19 protein-coding genes are annotated in these 16,958 nt (G+C 43.3%); 3 read left to right on the forward strand and 16 right to left on the reverse strand.

Translation table 11 applies throughout. From position 1 onward, the window contains the following. The first annotated feature begins 108 nt into the window (after positions 1-108). From ACFYKX_RS09865 to ACFYKX_RS09875, 3 genes are all read left to right on the forward strand, one after another. Positions 109-255 (forward strand): hypothetical protein, encoded by a 147-nt coding sequence (locus ACFYKX_RS09865; RefSeq protein ID WP_389360584.1) that lies wholly within the window; start codon positions 109-111, stop codon positions 253-255. A 117-nt stretch (positions 256-372) separates the two neighbouring features. Beyond that, a complete protein-coding gene (locus tag ACFYKX_RS09870; protein WP_389360586.1) occupies positions 373-1,437 on the forward strand; it encodes a helix-turn-helix domain-containing protein in 1,065 nt (354 codons plus the stop codon). Between the two features lie 188 nt (positions 1,438-1,625). Further along, a complete protein-coding gene (locus ACFYKX_RS09875; RefSeq protein ID WP_389360588.1) occupies positions 1,626-2,519 on the forward strand; it encodes a tyrosine-type recombinase/integrase in 894 nt (297 codons plus the stop codon). 199 nt (positions 2,520-2,718) lie between these two features. Here the strand turns inward: ACFYKX_RS09875 and ACFYKX_RS09880 are convergent, their stop codons facing one another. The 16 genes from ACFYKX_RS09880 to ACFYKX_RS09955 form a co-directional block, all read right to left on the reverse strand. Continuing rightward, positions 2,719-2,916: a hypothetical protein gene (locus ACFYKX_RS09880; protein ID WP_389360590.1), complete on the reverse strand. Its 198-nt coding sequence runs from the start codon at positions 2,914-2,916 to the stop codon at positions 2,719-2,721. Positions 2,917-2,944: 28 nt separating this feature from the next. Continuing rightward, complete coding sequence (locus tag ACFYKX_RS09885; protein WP_389360592.1) at positions 2,945-3,211, reverse strand: hypothetical protein; 267 nt, start codon at positions 3,209-3,211, stop codon at positions 2,945-2,947. A gap of 14 nt (positions 3,212-3,225) precedes the next feature. Further along, entirely contained in the window at positions 3,226-3,492 is a 267-nt protein-coding gene (locus ACFYKX_RS09890; protein WP_389360594.1) for a hypothetical protein, read from the reverse strand. A gap of 415 nt (positions 3,493-3,907) precedes the next feature. Further along, complete coding sequence (locus tag ACFYKX_RS09895; protein WP_389360596.1) at positions 3,908-4,648, reverse strand: PP2C family protein-serine/threonine phosphatase; 741 nt, start codon at positions 4,646-4,648, stop codon at positions 3,908-3,910. A 59-nt stretch (positions 4,649-4,707) separates the two neighbouring features. After that, the gene (locus ACFYKX_RS09900) at positions 4,708-5,073 is read right to left on the reverse strand and encodes a hypothetical protein (RefSeq protein WP_389360598.1); all 366 of its coding nucleotides are present in this window, start codon (positions 5,071-5,073) and stop codon (positions 4,708-4,710) included. A 170-nt stretch (positions 5,074-5,243) separates the two neighbouring features. Then, complete coding sequence (tmk, locus tag ACFYKX_RS09905) at positions 5,244-5,840, reverse strand: dTMP kinase (protein ID WP_389360600.1); 597 nt, start codon at positions 5,838-5,840, stop codon at positions 5,244-5,246. Next, positions 5,840-6,178, reverse strand: a complete 339-nt coding sequence (locus tag ACFYKX_RS09910; protein WP_389360602.1) for a hypothetical protein — start codon at positions 6,176-6,178, stop codon at positions 5,840-5,842. Before ACFYKX_RS09910 ends, tmk begins: the two co-directional genes overlap by 1 nt. Further along, positions 6,175-6,780 (reverse strand): DUF4046 domain-containing protein, encoded by a 606-nt coding sequence (locus ACFYKX_RS09915; RefSeq protein ID WP_389360604.1) that lies wholly within the window; start codon positions 6,778-6,780, stop codon positions 6,175-6,177. The genes ACFYKX_RS09910 and ACFYKX_RS09915 overlap by 4 nt, the downstream gene beginning before the upstream one ends. Before the next feature lie 83 nt (positions 6,781-6,863). Continuing rightward, the gene (locus tag ACFYKX_RS09920; RefSeq protein ID WP_389360606.1) at positions 6,864-7,208 is read right to left on the reverse strand and encodes a hypothetical protein; all 345 of its coding nucleotides are present in this window, start codon (positions 7,206-7,208) and stop codon (positions 6,864-6,866) included. 81 nt (positions 7,209-7,289) lie between these two features. Next, positions 7,290-7,583, reverse strand: coding sequence for a topoisomerase C-terminal repeat-containing protein (locus ACFYKX_RS09925; RefSeq protein WP_389360608.1), 294 nt, complete (start codon positions 7,581-7,583; stop codon positions 7,290-7,292). 435 nt (positions 7,584-8,018) lie between these two features. Beyond that, a complete protein-coding gene (locus tag ACFYKX_RS09930; RefSeq protein ID WP_389360610.1) occupies positions 8,019-10,202 on the reverse strand; it encodes a type IA DNA topoisomerase in 2,184 nt (727 codons plus the stop codon). 119 nt (positions 10,203-10,321) lie between these two features. Continuing rightward, positions 10,322-11,017 (reverse strand): hypothetical protein, encoded by a 696-nt coding sequence (locus ACFYKX_RS09935; protein ID WP_389360612.1) that lies wholly within the window; start codon positions 11,015-11,017, stop codon positions 10,322-10,324. Positions 11,018-11,182: 165 nt separating this feature from the next. After that, entirely contained in the window at positions 11,183-11,845 is a 663-nt protein-coding gene (locus ACFYKX_RS09940; RefSeq protein ID WP_389360614.1) for a JAB domain-containing protein, read from the reverse strand. Between the two features lie 160 nt (positions 11,846-12,005). Further along, complete coding sequence (locus ACFYKX_RS09945; RefSeq protein WP_389360616.1) at positions 12,006-14,546, reverse strand: cobaltochelatase CobT-related protein; 2,541 nt, start codon at positions 14,544-14,546, stop codon at positions 12,006-12,008. Between the two features lie 49 nt (positions 14,547-14,595). After that, complete coding sequence (locus tag ACFYKX_RS09950; RefSeq protein WP_389360618.1) at positions 14,596-16,116, reverse strand: AAA family ATPase; 1,521 nt, start codon at positions 16,114-16,116, stop codon at positions 14,596-14,598. Between the two features lie 173 nt (positions 16,117-16,289). Beyond that, positions 16,290-16,892: an exodeoxyribonuclease X C-terminal domain-containing protein gene (locus tag ACFYKX_RS09955; RefSeq protein WP_389360620.1), complete on the reverse strand. Its 603-nt coding sequence runs from the start codon at positions 16,890-16,892 to the stop codon at positions 16,290-16,292. Positions 16,893-16,958: the final 66 nt, after the last annotated feature.

Genomic DNA, 16,958 nt, shown 5'->3' on the forward strand with positions numbered 1-16,958 from the left:
CTGAAGTTCTGAATACATAGAATTCAGATAGATGTCTCCTGTTTATGAAGAGTTGTATCTGTATACTCAGACACCTCTCTTTTTAAAAAGAACAGGAGTGAATGACACATGAAAAAACGTAGCATCTTTTCCATTCTATCGGTAGGAGTCTTGGCAGCATGTATCGGGTTCGGTACCTTTGCCCCGAATGAGGCAGAAGCATCTCCCCCACCATGGCCAACCTTCTCATCCACCAACTCTGAAATCGTAGAGTAAGTTCTCGAATTTCAGGTAGGAGACATCACTCAGCAGCCATCCAGAAAAACAATCAAGAGTAACACACGGCGATGGAGAGTGGAAACACTCTCTTTTGTTGTGACAGGAGGTCCTTTTATGCCAAACTTTCAGCAACAGATTGGCCTAATGGTGAAAGAAAAACGAAAAGAAAAGAAAATGACGCAAGCCGATCTTGCACGAGCGGTTGGGGTCACTCAATCGACCATCTCACAAATGGAGAAAAATATACTCACACCAACCATGACAGTGCTGGTAAAGGTGTCTCACGCACTTGGAACCACTCCCTCCTTCTTCCTGACACTTCATGAAGATACAACCGTCTATTACCCGAAAAAATTTGAAGGATTCCTAGAAGAGGTAGAGAGTTATTACAATCGTTATGAGTACGAAAAAATGGGTACACTCATCCAACAAGCAGAAGAGGAAAAATGTTGTATAGATGATCCACACCAGCTCCCGTGGGTACTCATGTGGAAGGCAAAATACCTTCTTCAAACCTATCAATTGGATAAGGCACTCTTCCTGTGCTTTCAGATTTTAGATGAGATGCATATATATCTCTCTAATAAACTAAAGGGAGAGATTCATCGTGTGTTGGGTGATATTTATTACGCTCAATCGGTCGTATTAGAACCGATTCACATGGAAGTCGAGCCACATACCGAATCTTACCGGAATTGCGAAGAAGCCTTGTTTCATTATCGCAAAGGTTATTCCTACCTTCATTTTGAAAACAAAACAAGTGATTCGTATAAAAAAATCTTGTATGGCATCGGTGCTTCTCTTCAGCGTATGGGAGAAGATGAAGGAGCACAAGAATACTACGAGAAGTGTATCCGACGAGGTGCCCAGGATATGAAGAATTACAAAAGTTACGAGGGAAGTATTCACTTAGCGAATGCTCACGTATGGCTTGGGAGAAAGGATTATGGAAAAGCCCTTTTTTTGACGCAAAAAGCCTTAATGGTCTACGAAGAAATTGACGATTTTCGCAACCAAATGACGTGTCACCTCATGTATGCAGAAATCTATGAAGACATGAAGAACATAGAACAGGCTCAACAATCGTATCAGTCTTGCTATGACGTCTACCTAGCTCATCCGGAGCAAAGTCGACTAGACTTTATTCAAACATTAAAAGAAAAGGGATTTGCTTGTTAACCATCGATTTTAAACGATCAAACATCCCTCTTTTTGGAGTGCCGCACCCCTTTGAGGGTGTTTTTTTGTTTGGAATACTTGGTGAATTCTAGTAAGATTAAGATACTAATTCTGAATCGTAGAATGAAGATGAATAGACTTGTATAAAGAAAGGAGTGTCTTCTTTGACTCCAGAAAAAGCCTTGAACGTGTTCTCAACCTGGATGAAAAATCGAGAGTTATCATCTGGAACCCAACAAGAATATCTCTACAATGTTCGTCGTTTTCTTGTCTTTTTAAAGGAGATGTCTTTTGGGGAAGCCACCAAACTAGAGGTCATGGAGTTTCTAACTGAAGAACGAGAAAAGCATCAAAACACAGCCTCCACGAGAAATCGAAAACTGATGGCCATTCGAGCCTTTTACCGCGCGTTGAATGATTTGAACGTCTATACAGGAAACCCAGCCAAAGAAGTGGATGCTGCGAAGACGGTGAAAGAGAAACTGCCGACGTATTTGGACCGTAAGGCATGGCTCGCCTTTTTAGAATCCGTGCCGAATAGCCCCTTTGAAATTCGAGACAAAGGAATGTTTCGGTTGATGGTGGAAGCAGGGCTGCGGGTGTCAGAGGTACAAAAGATGAACACGACCCATCTTGACCGGGAAAACAGTGGAATTCATGTCACGGGAAAAGGCAATAAACAACGGTTTATTCCCATCTCCCCTTCTCTCATGTCGTTTCTACAGCTCGTGATCGACCAACGGATCCCGCCAAAACCAAGTGACCCGTATGCTTTATTTGTGTCTCGAAACGGAACCCGTATTACCAGAAGGCGGATACAACAAATCGCAGAGGGCATTTTTGAGAAACTCCCTGCGATGGAAGGATTGGAGCACTTAGAAGGTCTGGGATTATCGTGTCACAAACTTCGTCATACCTTTGGAACGAACCTTATGCGAAGTGGCGCAGACCTACGTACCGCTCAAGAACTCATGGGACATGAATCTCCTGCCACGACGCAGATTTATACCCACGTAAACAATGAACAAAAGCGAAATGCGATTGATCAACTGCATTCTTTCTTAAATTCCTCTGATGACTAAAGGGATTCGGATGAAAGCAAACAAAAAGCACCGGTCTTTCCAAAATTCTTGGAGAAACGGGTGCTTTTTTATGGATTCTGTCTTGTATGAGGGTGTAGGATATGGTACCCTCCCTTCTTACTACATTTGCTTTAGGCGGATGATTTTTTATCCTTGGATATGACATACTTGGGTAATGGTTTACGGTTCCACAGGAATGTTATAGAGGTTGATAGATTTTCGGAATCGATGGAAACATCTTCTCTATTTTCTTAGCGGTCGCTGCATGAAGGGTGACATAGAGATAGCCATTCCAGTAGCCCACGACGGCCAGCAACTCCTCTTGTTGTTTTAGGTTGTAAAGGGTCTCCCCGAAATGTCCCGTATGACGTTTTTTCGTCATTTTGACGCCTCTCATTCCAATCCCTCCTCTCTTCATTCCATCATTACTTTCGCTTCACCTCGTTGATGAGTTCTTTCAACAGTTGAATACGGGCTTCTTTCCTTGCTGCATCTCTTGTATACGCCCCATCATCCCCTGAGTAGAAATACTCTCGGTGGTCAATCGGGGTACGCTCTTCTCTTTTTAGTACATCCTCTAGTACCGATAGAGGCAACGACGATTGAGATTTCTTTTTTAACTTCTTACGTAACCTTTTCACCTGATTGGATTTTTTCGTGTGATCCTGTTTGATTTTTTCGAAGTGTAGCATAGAAACCCCCTCCTTTATTTGTCTCGGATTCTTAATTCTTTACTAGAATTAAGATTGATTGCTTCTCGTAGGTCCCAGATGTCTTTGCACGAAACCCTAGTCGAGTAATCTTCCCGGTCCGCTTTTGAGCCTCCGTGAAAGTTTTTATCTACAAAATTCTGTACGGTTGCTCGTAACTTCTCGTATTCACGGATGAGTACCATGGCTTCTTCTCCGTTTGCAACGTTTTGTTCACATATGTCGTTTCTCATTCCTTCAATCATTCTCTCTATAGGGGTCATGTCATGTTCCTCCTTTTGATTCTTAATTAGGGTAAAACAATAAAAACCCCGACTTCTTGGCGTACAGTCGGGGGGGCATAAACCAAGACACATCCGTTTTGGGTCTTGGTGGCTCGTCCCTCACAAGGGGAGGTGGGGAAAAGCCTTGAGGAAGTTAGATGACTCAAGTGATCACCACTTTAGTTCGGTTTTGAATCCTACTCTCACAGGGGGTTGCGAGATTCATAGATTCAGAGGAGAAAAGTTGTTCTTTAGGGGGATGAACAACTCTTATACTCTTATTTTATACCGATATTCATTGTTTATCAAGTAGTTCAACCCTTTAAAGGGTAAAGTCCTTCTCTTGTTCACAAAGTTGTCACACTTGTCTGAATATCCCCAGAAACCTAGGAAATCTAGCATTCTCAGAAAAAGACTAGAAGTTCACATAGGACAACACGGCTGATAGATTGTCGTATCCTCCACGTTCATTCGCTCCGTTGATCAAGTGCTCAGAAGCCGTTTTGCAGTTTCCACCTTGAGCAATGAGTCGAGCCATTTCATTCTCATTGAGGTGTTCTGTAATTCCATCTGATACAAGTACCAGTAAATCCTCTTGTTGAACAGACCCCGAGCGAATATCCGGAGTGACAGCGGAAAACACGCCTACAGCATTGGTCACGGTAAAACGTTCTGGATGATGTTTGATTTCATCTTTGTTGATTTTTCGGTCTTTAAAGAGCTGTTGGGCGACCGTTTGATCTTCAGTCATGCCAATGAGTTGTCCTTCTCGCATGAGGAATAGTTTGGTGTTCCCCACATGAGCAAACGTTATTCGTTTCCCTGCGGTGAGTGCTACCATCGTTAACGACGTACACAATCCCTGGTAACGACCTCCCCCTCCTTTTCTGGCTCCTTCAATGACTCGATGAGCCACGTAAAAGGCTTCTCGAAGCAACGGTTCAAGGGGCATATGAGGTTGAAAACGAGCCTCTAAGAAGGTTTTCATTTCATAGATAGCTAGGGTTGAGGCAGCGAGCCCTCCTAAGTGACTTCCTTGTCCATCGGCCACCATTAAAAACAAGGTGTCGTGTAATTCAAAGGCTTCAATCGCATCTTCGTTATAGTCTTGTTTATCTCCTTTATGCGTGAGCGCATAGAAATCAAAACGACTCATATTCCATCCTCCTTTAGGAAAATAGGCGAAAATCGCCATAAAGGAGTCTATCGAGACTCCTAAAGAAGATGAAACGTGTCTGGGAAAATCCCAGCCGCCAAGACAAACAGCAGAACCAGAGCAAGACGAATGACAAATGCCATGACTAACCAAAGAAAGGTCCAGCCCATTACTCTTCGGTATCGAACCTCCCCTGTCGTCGCCCGGTCATAGTACCAAACCGCAATCCCAAATAGAATTGAAAATACTCCTACGATGGGTTTCCATACCAAGAGAGCCGCAAGGAGCCATTTCCATTTAGAGGTATAGAGGTAGAACCCGTTGTCTAAGAAAGGGTCAATGCCCTTTTCCCCTTGTTGAATCGCCTCTTTTACCGCCTCTTTAACTTTTTCCTCCACATCCTTTTCTTTTTTGTTCTCACTCATCTTTCTTCCTCCTTTGATTCTCAATTCCTTACCATCTTTTTTCCCGTGGGAAAATAAGAATCAGGAATTAAGATTGCAGGGATCATTCTTTTGTAGAGGATAGTAGAGTCTTTTTTTCCTCTACGAAAAAAAAGATTGGGTAGGTCAAAAGAATATAACGCACTCCTTTCTTAAAGGAGAGGAGTCACGTATTCGAGAATTTCTTCAAACACTTCATGTTCGGTTTTGCCTGATACTTCTAGGAGAACCGCTTTTTCGGCTTCCTGTGCATACCGTTTCACTTGATTGGTCATGGCGTCTCGGTGTTCGTCTGAGAACCGATCGTAATGGGTTTTTTCGTCTTCTCTTCTCTTTCCCACTCTTCCTGTAAAGAGAAGTTCAAGAGCTGGTGCGGGCGTGTGATGTTTAAGTCCATGGTGGAAAAACCAAAGCAGTTCTTCTGAAATTCCTTGTAATCCTTGAAACAAAAACGTCGTTTCAAAGAACCGGTCGCATACCACCCATGTTCCGCTTTGGATGGCTGGTCGAATGACTTTTTCTAAATGCTCTTCTCGTGCAGCGAGGTAAAGCAGCCATTGAGTTTTCGGTGAGTAGGATTCTTTCATGAGAAGAGAACGTAACTCACACCCAAGGGGGGTTCCTCCTGGCTCAAACGTGTGAATCACGCTCTTTCCTTGTTTTTCTAGCCACTTTGTAAGATGGTTGGTTTGGGTAGTTTTACCTGTTTGATCTAACCCTCCGCAGATGAGGAATTTCCCTGCCTTCATTACTCACACCCCTCTTCGATTAAGAGAGAGAGTTCATCCACATTCCCTTTGATTTCCCTACTCATGTCTTGGAACCGTTTCGCAAGACTTCTCACATTCTCATCTTCCGCCCGAGATTCTAGCACAAGCGTTACGAGTTCCTCCATCATTTCTTGTTGGAGGCGAATCATTTGAAGGGTTTCATACATGATGACTTCTTCGGCAAACTCAAACTCAATGACCTCGACTCTTTCTTCCTCTTCCTGATCCTTTTGTTGTCTCCACTCGTTTAATGAGACGATTCTTAATTCCTTACAGGAATTAACATTAATCGTGCGTTTTTTCTGGGACTTCTTCAAGAGGAGAAATCCTTGTAGGAAAGTTCCGGATAGGTTTTCGTCAGAAGATCAAACAGAGAATCGAAGAAGAGGTTTAAGAGAATGCGAAGTTTGTATTGAGCGAGGATGTCAGGAGTAAGCGTTTTGGCGGCTTTTTGAGGGGTGAGTTGAAGAATGTGTTCCACGAGATGCTGTACACAAATATGTGCTCTCAGCTCCCCGATATTTCCATGGAAGTAATTCGGAGGAAACCGTTTACGAGTGCCATCTAACACTTCTTGATAGACACTTTTCACGCGAGATTCTAACGATTCTTCAGGAAGGTGAGGATACGCTAGTCGAACGAGCCACTGAATGCTACGTTCTTCGTTTTTTTCAGGAAAATCTTCTACGTATTTTAGAAGAATCTGTAATTGGTGCTGTTCGAGGATGTTTATGGTGAGGGTTTCATAGGCTTCTTCTGGAGTCAGGTGAAGAATATGCTCCACCAAGTAGTGCATGAGTTCTTGGATTCGTCGTTTGCGAACGGGTTTTGTAAAAAACAGTGGGGAGAAGTGCTGAATCTCTCCTCGTAGGATCCGTTCGTAGGTTAAAACGCTCTCCGTTCGGTCGAGAGTTTGCAACCAAGTCAACCTCCTTTTTCTAAATGGTATATTTCTATCTCTATTATACTGGATTGTTGTCCAAAAAGCGTCCTGTAGAACGGTTAAATTGGCAAATCTGGGAACGAAAAACTTGGCATCATCGCTTGAAATTCTGATACATGTACCGCGACCATCAATACGCCTACCACCAGAAAGATCATGAATACAGGCGGTTGTTCTTCAGACGTGTAAAAGGAAATCGCTGTCCCTACTAAAAAGCCGAGGACAAAGAACACTGGCGTAAACGAAGCATCTAAGAACGAGTTCGCAATCGACGTAACCACCCCACCTACACCTGTCGCAGCAATTCCGATTAAGACGTACTGAAAGGAGCGAAACATGAGAAGGGCGACAACCAAAAACAAGACTTCTTTGGGGATGAATGAGGTTGCAGCAAGTACGTTCATCGTTTCATTCCTCCTTTCACAATTTCTGAACCCCGTTTAGGCATTCAGATAAGAGGGTTCCCCCTCTCCAATCCCAGAACATCAATCAAACGCCAGTTGTAACTTGTACTCTTCATCCAACACCAAAAAGGCGTCAAAATCTTTGTCGGTCTTGGTAGAGTGAAGCGTCACTTTCTTCGAGGTTTTGCCATTTGTGAAGAGCTGTTTCGCTTCCACTTTCGAGATGGCTTTTTTGCCGAGTTTTTCAAACTGGTTCTTCCAGATCGTGACGGTACACCCGCCGTCTTCTGCTTTCCAATTTCCACACCCGAAGTTTTTTTCGTTTTCAAAGATGTTGCCCCCGCATTTCGGGCATTTGCACAAAATATCTGCCAATGGTATTCCTCCTTATACAAATAGAACCGATTCTGAGTCTTTTTATCTTTTTTCCTTCCAGGAAAAAAGAATCTTCCCTGCAATCTTTTTTCTTTAAAGGAAAAAAGAATAGGGAAAAAAGATTTTTTGAACCGATTCCATAAAAATTTTGATAAGGAGAGGCAAATCTGTACGGCCCATCGTCTCATTGTAGGGTTTGGCCACGTTTGCCTCTATAATTTGAATTCTATAAAGAATTCGGAATCAATCCGAACATTAATAAGAACGTTCGGGATAATAGAGAAGGAAAAATCCTTCTCTTATTTTCCAACAGCGACAATATACACATTGATGCCTTCAATCAAAAGATAGAACAGAAACACACAAAGGAGAATAGCTACCAGCAATGCCTTCCACTGAATCTTTTCTTTTGGAGGTTTTGACATCGTCATTGCCTTAAAAGACCAGTTCGACTTTGTTGTTTTTGTATTCAAGGAAGGCTTCAAACTCTTTTCCTGTTTTCGGTGATTTCAGTTTGACTTTCCTTGATGTTTTACCTTTTGTAAAGAGCGTTTTGGCTTCTGTAGCAGTGATTTTCTTCTTGCCGAGTTTTTCTAAACTGTTTTTCCAAATGGTGTTCTTACAGCCGTTTTTGTAGTTGTTGCAACCGTAAGCCTTTTGGTTCTCGACAATATCGCCCCCACACGAGCATTTCGCAATGGCGCCTGTAGTGGATACACCTTTCTTCGGTATGACAGGTGCAGAAAGTTTTTGAGCATTGGACCCAAAAACACTTGCGACCATGCCTTCTACTTCCGTTTTGAGTTCACTCATGAACTGAGCCCGAGTAAGTTTTCCTTGCTCCACATCGGCTAGTTTTTGTTCCCAGCGAGCGGTCATCTCAGGGCTTGCGAGAGTTTCAACCGGCAAGACTTCTAGCAAACTCATTCCTTTTTCTTGCGTCGGAACCAAGGCTTTTTTGTCTCGCTTGACATACCCACGCTTGATGAGTTCTTCAATGATCGAAGCACGTGTCGCTTCGGTGCCGATTCCCATGCCTTTTAAGGTCGCTTTCAACTCATCTTCTTCGACGAATTGACCCGCATTGGCCATGATTTTTGGCATCTCATGTTCTTGAATACGACTTGGTGGAGTGGTTTTCTTCTTCTCCACTTTCGCTTCTTTCGTTTGAACCGCATCTTTTTCTTTGACAAGCGGAAGCACGTTGCTATTTGGAATCCCTTCTACTTCCCTCCAGCCTGCTTGTTTCAAGGCTTTTCCGGAAGACTTGAAGGCTTCTCCTTCTACGGTGGTCGTGAGTTTCGTAGAATCCCACACACACGGCGGATAGAAGGCTGCCACGAATCGCTTCACGATTAAAGTGTACACATTCTTCTCTTCTTGAGAAAGTTTCGATAGATTCGGTTTCTTTTGAGTCGGGATGATCGCTTCGTGGTCACTGGTTTTGCTGTCATTGACCATGTATTTTGCAATTCCCCACTTATTTTGAATGGCTTTATCGGCAATGGAAGAAAACTCACCCGAAATGGCTTCCAGTCTTGCTTTCGTCGTCGCACCTGTGCCACTTGCTAGATAGCGAGAACTCGAACGAGGGTACGTAATGAGTTTGTGTCCATCGTACAACTTCTGAGCAAGTTCAAGCGTTTTGTTCGGATTATATCCAAAGGCTTTACCAGCCGCTCCCTGTAACTCTGTTAAGTTGAACAGAAGAGGCGGGTTTTCCTTTTCTTCTTTCACGATGCATTCCGTGATGACCCCAGGCTTGCCCTTTACTTTTGCAAGGATCGCTTTGGCGTCACTTTCTTTTGAGAATCGATCTTCTTTGCCTTTTGCCCACTGCCCTTCGTAGTCCCCGTTCGGGTGAGCAAATACGGCTTTTAAGTTCCAGTAGTCTTCCGGCACAAAGTTCTGAATCTCTTGTTCTCGTTTGACAAGGATGGCTAAAGTAGGTGTTTGAACCCTTCCAATAGAAAGAACATTCTTGAACCCACCAAACTTTAACGTCATCGCACGGGTTAAGTTCATCCCCACAATGTAATCACTTTCGGCGCGACACACGGCGGCATCGGCAAGTCCATCATAGAGTTTCCCGTCTTTACGTGACGTGTACGCATCCAGAATTCCTTTTTCCGTCATGTCTTTTAACCACATGCGGGTAAACGGCTTTTTGCATTTCGCCATCTTGTAAATGGTACGGAAGATATGCTCTCCTTCACGCCCGGCATCAGTGGAGCAGATGAGTTCTTTGGTCGTCGGGTCGTTAAAGAGTTTCTTGATGGTATCAAATTGGGATTTCTGTAGTTTATACATCGTGCCACCCGACATTTTGAGTGGAATGGTGTCAAAAAAGAACGGCAATGTATCGGCTTTCCAGTTCTTTAAGTTCGGGTCGACTTCATGCGGTTCTTTTAACGTGAACAAGTGACCAAACGCATAGGTCACGATATGGTTCTTTCCTTGTAAGTAGCCTTGTCTTCTCGCTTCTTTAATGAAACGATCGTATTTTGGATTCGACAAGTGCTTCGTTTCTAGGATTTCTCCGTTTGATAGAGAAACTTCTTTCAAAGCCGCTGCCACGGATACCGCTTGATCTGGTTTTTCACAAAGAATCACTTTCATATGAGAGTTTCCTCCTCTTTCTGATAGATATAGTATACCACAGTTATCGTAATATTGTAAGAATATCGGAATGTTATTTGTAGAAAAAGGACCACTTTCAGCAGAAAGTGGCAGGATGGTTATTTCGTTTGGTCAAACCCATCTGGAAAAGAAGGAAATGGTATGCCGAAAAACGTAAATCCTGGTGTTGGTGCTGGAATTACTTCAGGAGACGTAGACCCCTCTTCTGGAGCAGAAGGTTCAGTGACGTTGCTCCAAAAATCTCCTAGACTGATAGAAGTAAAAGTATTCTTTAGAGAGGTCATGGCTTCTTGGAAAATTGGGGTTTTAAATTGCTCTGGCATGTTTTGTTCGGCAAGAGTCAACATTTTTTCTTGCAGTTCAGAGTTCTTGAAAAAGTCTTGAACCGTCATACCTTCTGGAAGAACGACGCTAGTTCCTTTTTCAAGAGCGACTTGGTCGTTTCCACTCATCAAATCATCCCATAGAGCCCAGTGACTATCTTGAGGAGCGTTCCAATTTGCCCACTCTGCACTTCCCCATTGCTTTTGCATTTCTTCAAAACCGGGAACTGTGGAATCCTTGAAGGCATCTACATCAATCTGACTTTGATCAAATCCTCCTTTGAAGGATTCAAAGTCAATGCCTGCCTCTTCAATTTGTTGCTGCAGTTCTGGAGAGAATTCACCTTTCATGTCTCCAAATTTTTTCTCCCATTCTTCGGGGGTAATGGCAGAGGTTTTGTTCCCTTCTGCAAACACAAAATTCGGAATGGCTAGAAGTAGAACGAGTGCCATCATTCCTATTTTTTTCATATGATTTTCCTCCTTTGATTTAAAAAATGGGAGGTGAGAACCACCTCCTATCTGAAATCTTACAGAATTCAGATTATCTGAAATTCCTAACGAAAATTCAGACTATCTGAGAGTCTAAAAAAGAATTTCAGAACTTCCGAAAACCGGAAATAACAGAAAACGGTCTTAAAAATGACCGTTTCGAGCCATGCTGTAATACCCGCTTCGTGAGACAATGATGTGATTTTTAAACCACATGCCGTTGGCACGAGCAAATTCAAGTACGGCTTCTGTTGCTTCGATGTCGGAGTCGCTTGGGAAGGCGTTCTTCGTTGGATGGTTGTGAACGAGGAGAAAGTATTTCCCGTTCATTTGCTGGTACAAGGATTTCATACTCGGAAATGGAGGAAGGTAACAATAGTCACGCGTTCCAATTCCAATGAGATGATCCGTGTAGTTTCCTTCAGCATCCACGATGAACATCATGAGATGCTCCCGTTTTTGCCGAACGATTTTTTCGACTTCCGGTAATCTCGCCCAATCTTTGGCTTGACCCGGTGCCTTTTTCTTGCCATGAAGTCCAGCTCCATCACTCAACTCATAGAGGAGTAAAAGGCTTTGTGACAAGACAATGGCTTGTTCATAGTTGATTTCGTAGTCCCTTGCCAACTCTTGAATGCTTTTATTCTTAATGTCTGCCCAAAGTGTCACATCAGTCGGAAACCCCTTTAACGGAGATCCCACCATGAGACGAAGTCGGTCAGTGTACGTTAAGGCTTCTGGAAGTGGAGCATCAAGGCTTGGGGAAGGAGACGAGGTGTAAAAAAAGTCTTTAATCTTTTCTAACATGTAAATTCCCCCTTTAATCTCAATACAGTGTCCTGAGACATCGTCGTAAAAAAAGCCCCAAAAAAAGGCTGTGAAGTTACTCTTAGTATGTCATGAATAACGGTATTTTTCAAGAATAGATTGTTTATTACCAGAAAAAAAGAACCAAAGCCAGAAGGCTTTAGTTCTTAAACAAGCGTTTTTCTAAGATTTTGACCAATTTTTTCGGTAGGCCTTCTAAGTTGTTTACGGAGATGAAATTCTTGTAGATCGACGCAATCGCATCTTGTCCATCTCCAATCGCAATCCCGACAGTCGTAATGCCGTATTTCTTTTGAAGGTCTTCGACAACCGCTGCCGCATCTAGTTGTGCTCTAGTCTCCATGAAGTACCCGCTTCCATCATTGTGGAATGGGTCACCGTCACTGATGACGAGAAGCAGTTTGTCTTTTTGCGGTTGTTGAGCCAAATACTCACCCGCATATTTCAAACTCATACCTTCCCGTGTGTTGTGACGAGGATAGATTTTGCACACGTTTTGCTTTTGCTCAGCAATCGGTTTCTCAAAACGAATGTAGTGGTTAATTCGCGTTTGAGGGCGACCATTCACCGCATCATGACCGGTAACCGCAAAAGGAATCTTTAGACTCTGGCACACTTCCGCCATCATGATACAAGCACGAATCGCATGCATGTAGCGACCGTAATCTCTCATGGAGCCACTTTCATCGACTAACACTTCAATCACAAGGTCGGCTTCATCTGACTTGTCGATTTGTTGATAGTAGATTTTTTGGTCTTTGCGGTACAGTTGGTTTTGAGCGATTTTCCCAGATGTTAAGCCGTAATGCTTTTGGTCTAAGTTGTACTTGATCGCATTCTTCAAGTTTTTGGTAAGGTTGCGAGTCACTGGTTTGATGGGTTCAAAGAGCTCTTTGTAACGACTCTTTAACTCATCTTGAGAAAAAATCGGTGAAGCCGTAGGTGAATCCACATTCATGGAACAATGCTTGTGGTTATCGGAATACTTAACGGTTTTTAAGTATTCTTTGATTTTATTCGCACGTTGCTCGGCTTTTTTCGCAGCCTCTTCTTCTTTTTCCACGTCACTCATGATTTCTTCCATCTCCTCAGAGATTTCGTTCATGAGATTCTCCATTTCTTCTTGGAGTTGACGCTCCATTTCTTCAATTTCTTCATCAGAAAGTTCAGGAGAAGAAGAAGGGTCATCCGACTCGCCTTCAGGACGTTTGCCGTTGCTATCATCAGATGATGTGTTTTGGTTGCTTTTCGAAACAGCATCGTTTTGGCTGCCAGACTCACTTGCAGACTCATCATCCTCTGAATCTGAATCTCCAGAAGAACTTCCTTCTGAATCATCATCAGACTCTTCAGATTCTTCATCAGAATCATCGCCAGTACCAGAACCGTTTTCAGATTCCTCTTCATCCGAAGATTCGTCTGAAGAACCATTTCCACTTCCTTCACTCTCTTCATCAGAAGAAGCGTCAGAGCTGGAAGATTCGCCATCTCCGTTCTCACTTCCTTCTCCTTCTTCGTCTCCTTCTTGTTCAGAAGCATCAGAAGAAGAGCCTTCACTAGAAGAAGATTCGCTGTCAGAAGATTCCTGAGCGTCTGATTCTTGTGTGTCGGAGGAAGATGAAGATTCTTGTGAAGATTTATCATCGGATTCGGAAGGGTCTTGAGATGGATCTTGATTTTGAGGATCTTGCTGTTTGTTTTGATTTGGCATTTTCACCGGTTTACGGAACTCTGTTGGGTCCACAGGCATTGGTCTTGCTTGACCTAATGCGTTTGGATCCATAGAACCTTTCATGCTTTCAAATAGGTCAAACATCAGGTTTCCTAAACGGATTTCCTCTTCAATGAATGGTTCACACAATGCATACAACTCTTCTGCACAAACTAAGCGGTCTTTGGTTGTACGAGCGCGTCTGCCTTTTTCCATGATCGGAATGCCTTTTTCAATGATTGAAGCAATTTCAGGATTTTGAGCATTTCCTTTCACGTACCCTACACAACCATGCATGTTCATCGCGACTTGAAACACTTTGATGGCGTTGTTCTTTGCCTCAAATTCTTCAAGCATTGGGTATTGATTCATAGCCGTTTCATTTAAGAAACGAATGTAAGGAGCAGCACCCGGAAACTCGGTGCAAAGGGCTAACTCAATCGCCGCATCCTCCACAATGTTCAGGAAGGATTTTTTCTGTGTGATACGGAAACGGTCTTCAGCACTCAGGCGTGGCCACTCATTCTGCCATTTCTTAAGCGGAGAAAAATCGGTGTACAGGATATGAGCCGCTTCGTGATAGATTTGACCACGAACGCCCATGATTTTTTGAACGAGTGGAAACCCGGCTAAAAATTGGCTACGAGGATCTGCCCAAACCGTTTTTCCATCGGTACACACTTTTCCAATTTCCTTCAAGATGAGTTTATTCGAGTAATCGCCTGTTGTCGCACGAAGGAAACGCTCCGAGCGAGCACGGAAAGCACCAGACAAAAGAATACGGTAATCTTTTTGATTATCGACTTTCTTTTGAGGCTTCGCTATGGTAGCATACAGCACCTCTACTGCTTTGTAGAAAGATTCCAACCCTTCAATCTGAGCCTTCATGAGGTATTCTGATTGAGTAGGTGTAAGAGTTTGTCCCAATAGGAATTCCGCTTTTTGATTGATATTGATATTGATATTCATATTTAATTCCCCCAATTATGATTAAAGTTAGAAAAAGAGGGGCAAGACATTAAGCCTTAACCCCTTGGAATTTCGCGAGGATGATGTCCTCTAAGATTTCTTTTTGCACATCTTCATCCTCGTAGCAACAAGCGACGACAACAGTAGACCTCGCTGCTTCGACGATGTTCAATGTGTTCTTGATGGTTTTACCCCAAGCAACCAAGTTACGAATAGAGATGATGGCTTCATCAATTTCGTCATTCTTGATTTTTGCTTTGATGGCTTGGTATGCCTCAATCATCTTGTCGATGACTTTCGCATTGGAGTACCCAGAATCTTCGACGATGACTTTCTTCATCTCAGCAGGGTCCATATCTTGGAACATTACCACTTGGTCAAAACGGTTGATGAACGCTTTGTTTAAGCGCTGTGTACCGTTGTAACCAGGGTTCATGGCACCAAAGAATCGGAAATTCGGGTGACGTTCGATGACTTCCCCGTTATCCAACACGATTTGACCGACTCCATCTAGTACGTTGTTGAATACCCCCATGACAGCAGGCTTCGCAAAGTTGATTTCATCTGCCAAATAGAACCCACCATTTCGGAAGGCTTTTAAGAATTCTCCATCAATCCAGTTAAACTTGCCTGGAACGGCTGGATCTGGAACAAAACGACCAACAATCGTCGACTCTTCTGCGTTCAAACTATAGTTTTGAATGTACACTGGAGCATTAAGCAACAGGGCTAATTGGCGAGCTAGTGTTGTTTTCCCTGTACCCGCACCCCCTAAGAACATGAGGTTTTGAGCATCTCCATTGCCAATCATTTTCGCCATCCAATCGTACTTAGATTGCATTGGTTTGCCTTGCAATTTTTCTAAGTTCTTTTGGATATTCGCCTCTTCTGCATCCGTGAAGTCACGGTTCCAGTCAAGAGGTTGAAACGAAGGAGAAGCAGAAGAAGGAGAAGAAGTTGGTGCAGCCGATGAAGAAGGTCCAAAAGATGTTGGAACGGTGAAGTTCCCGTCTTTTCCAATCAAAAACGTCAAGTCCTCAACGACTTTACGATCCGGATTGTCTTCATAGGCTTCGACTTCATTGCCGTGGTAGTGGTCTTTACTATCGAAGTAAAGAGCATCTGCAGCAACAAAGAAGTGTTGCTCATCATTCACGGTGCGACTAAAATCAATCGCATTAAAATTCTGAGCAAATTCCCCATTTGGCTCCACTTGGAGTCTCATGAGGCCAATCATTTCGAACAGATGGTAGCAAAAGCCCATCGTCGAACGGCAGTTGTGGTAGAACGTTTTATTGCTTTCATTGTACTCAATCACGGAAACAAGACCAGATGAGTCGGAAAGTTCCGCTAAAAAGCGTTTCTCTCCATTCACGTCAGAGATTCCAAAAGCCGATACATTTTGTTTGATGCAAGCCATCCCTTTCGCAATAGAAAAAGATAGAGCCGTCATGCCTGCGGTGTTACGAGAGGATTTGTATGGTTTTCTTTGACCACCACGAAACACGGTACCTGGAATATCTCCTTGTGAACCTCTGAAAGCCTTTGTTACGTCTAATTGATACGTCATTCTAATTCCCCCTATATCATCGTAATAAGCCCCTCAACTCGTCGAATTCATCCAAATCGTCGCTCTATTCAAAGCGTAAGGAAAAACCAAACGCATTGAGGGCGAAAAAAAGCGGAGTGAAATCCGCTATAAAGAAGAAAGGATTGGGGGAAACCCTTTCCTCTCGTTTTTGGTTAAGCCGCTAATACTTGTTTCGCTGCTTCCACCAGTTGCTTGTCTTTCGGGTTACGCGGAGTGTAACTTGACGTAAACCATTGCAAGTACTGGATGTCAGCATCCTTAATCTGCTCTAACGTTTTCCCTTTGTGTTTGCCAAAAGGAAACGGAATTTGAGCCGGATCTTGGTTGCTTTGAGCAGCAGAAGCGTTTTGACCAGAGGTTTCAGAAATCTCAGCCTCCGAATACACCACACCTTCCAATCCAAGTAGAGCAATCAACAACCGGTCTTCTGCACGTTTGTTGCTCATGATGAACGGGTAGTTACTTGCTAGTCCATCTAGGGAGTAAGGACCCGCTTCTCCAACCGCCGTGACGACATTTCCATTTTCGTCTTTTCCGTATGCACGGTGAGACACGTATGGAACGCCTTCAGTCGTCATGAGCGTGGCTTCTAACTTCACATCCTCGACACGAACACTAAACTTTTCAGCGAGTTTCTTAAGCGGAGCATGTTTAATGACGGGGGTGTCTTCTTCGGTGAAGTAGTGGTCTTCTTTAGGGATTTTGACGGCTTTTCCTTTAATCTTTAGGTTTAGTTCTTGAGTCGCTTCCTTCATATTCAATCTCCTCCAATTATCGTGATATAGAATCGCCAGAAGGCGTTGAAACCGAAAGTGAGTCGA

This window comes from Cytobacillus spartinae (assembly GCF_042865285.1).
Lineage (GTDB): Bacteria > Bacillota > Bacilli > Bacillales > Cytobacillaceae > Robertmurraya_A > Robertmurraya_A spartinae.

Excerpts from the sequence above, each read along its gene's own strand:
- ACFYKX_RS09865 (WP_389360584.1), top strand. The coding sequence starts at position 109 with ATGAAAAAACGTAGCATCTTTTCCATTCTATCGGTAGGAGTCTTGGCA.
- ACFYKX_RS09870 (WP_389360586.1), top strand. The coding sequence starts at position 373 with ATGCCAAACTTTCAGCAACAGATTGGCCTAATGGTGAAAGAAAAACGA.
- ACFYKX_RS09880 (WP_389360590.1), bottom strand. The coding sequence starts at position 2,916 with ATGAGAGGCGTCAAAATGACGAAAAAACGTCATACGGGACATTTCGGG.
- ACFYKX_RS09885 (WP_389360592.1), bottom strand. The coding sequence starts at position 3,211 with ATGCTACACTTCGAAAAAATCAAACAGGATCACACGAAAAAATCCAAT.
- ACFYKX_RS09890 (WP_389360594.1), bottom strand. The coding sequence starts at position 3,492 with ATGACCCCTATAGAGAGAATGATTGAAGGAATGAGAAACGACATATGT.
- ACFYKX_RS09895 (WP_389360596.1), bottom strand. The coding sequence starts at position 4,648 with ATGAGTCGTTTTGATTTCTATGCGCTCACGCATAAAGGAGATAAACAA.
- ACFYKX_RS09900 (WP_389360598.1), bottom strand. The coding sequence starts at position 5,073 with ATGAGTGAGAACAAAAAAGAAAAGGATGTGGAGGAAAAAGTTAAAGAG.
- tmk (WP_389360600.1), bottom strand. The coding sequence starts at position 5,840 with ATGAAGGCAGGGAAATTCCTCATCTGCGGAGGGTTAGATCAAACAGGT.
- ACFYKX_RS09920 (WP_389360606.1), bottom strand. The coding sequence starts at position 7,208 with ATGAACGTACTTGCTGCAACCTCATTCATCCCCAAAGAAGTCTTGTTT.
- ACFYKX_RS09930 (WP_389360610.1), bottom strand. The coding sequence starts at position 10,202 with ATGAAAGTGATTCTTTGTGAAAAACCAGATCAAGCGGTATCCGTGGCA.
- ACFYKX_RS09935 (WP_389360612.1), bottom strand. The coding sequence starts at position 11,017 with ATGAAAAAAATAGGAATGATGGCACTCGTTCTACTTCTAGCCATTCCG.
- ACFYKX_RS09940 (WP_389360614.1), bottom strand. The coding sequence starts at position 11,845 with ATGTTAGAAAAGATTAAAGACTTTTTTTACACCTCGTCTCCTTCCCCA.
- ACFYKX_RS09945 (WP_389360616.1), bottom strand. The coding sequence starts at position 14,546 with ATGAATATCAATATCAATATCAATCAAAAAGCGGAATTCCTATTGGGA.
- ACFYKX_RS09950 (WP_389360618.1), bottom strand. The coding sequence starts at position 16,116 with ATGACGTATCAATTAGACGTAACAAAGGCTTTCAGAGGTTCACAAGGA.
- ACFYKX_RS09955 (WP_389360620.1), bottom strand. The coding sequence starts at position 16,892 with ATGAAGGAAGCGACTCAAGAACTAAACCTAAAGATTAAAGGAAAAGCC.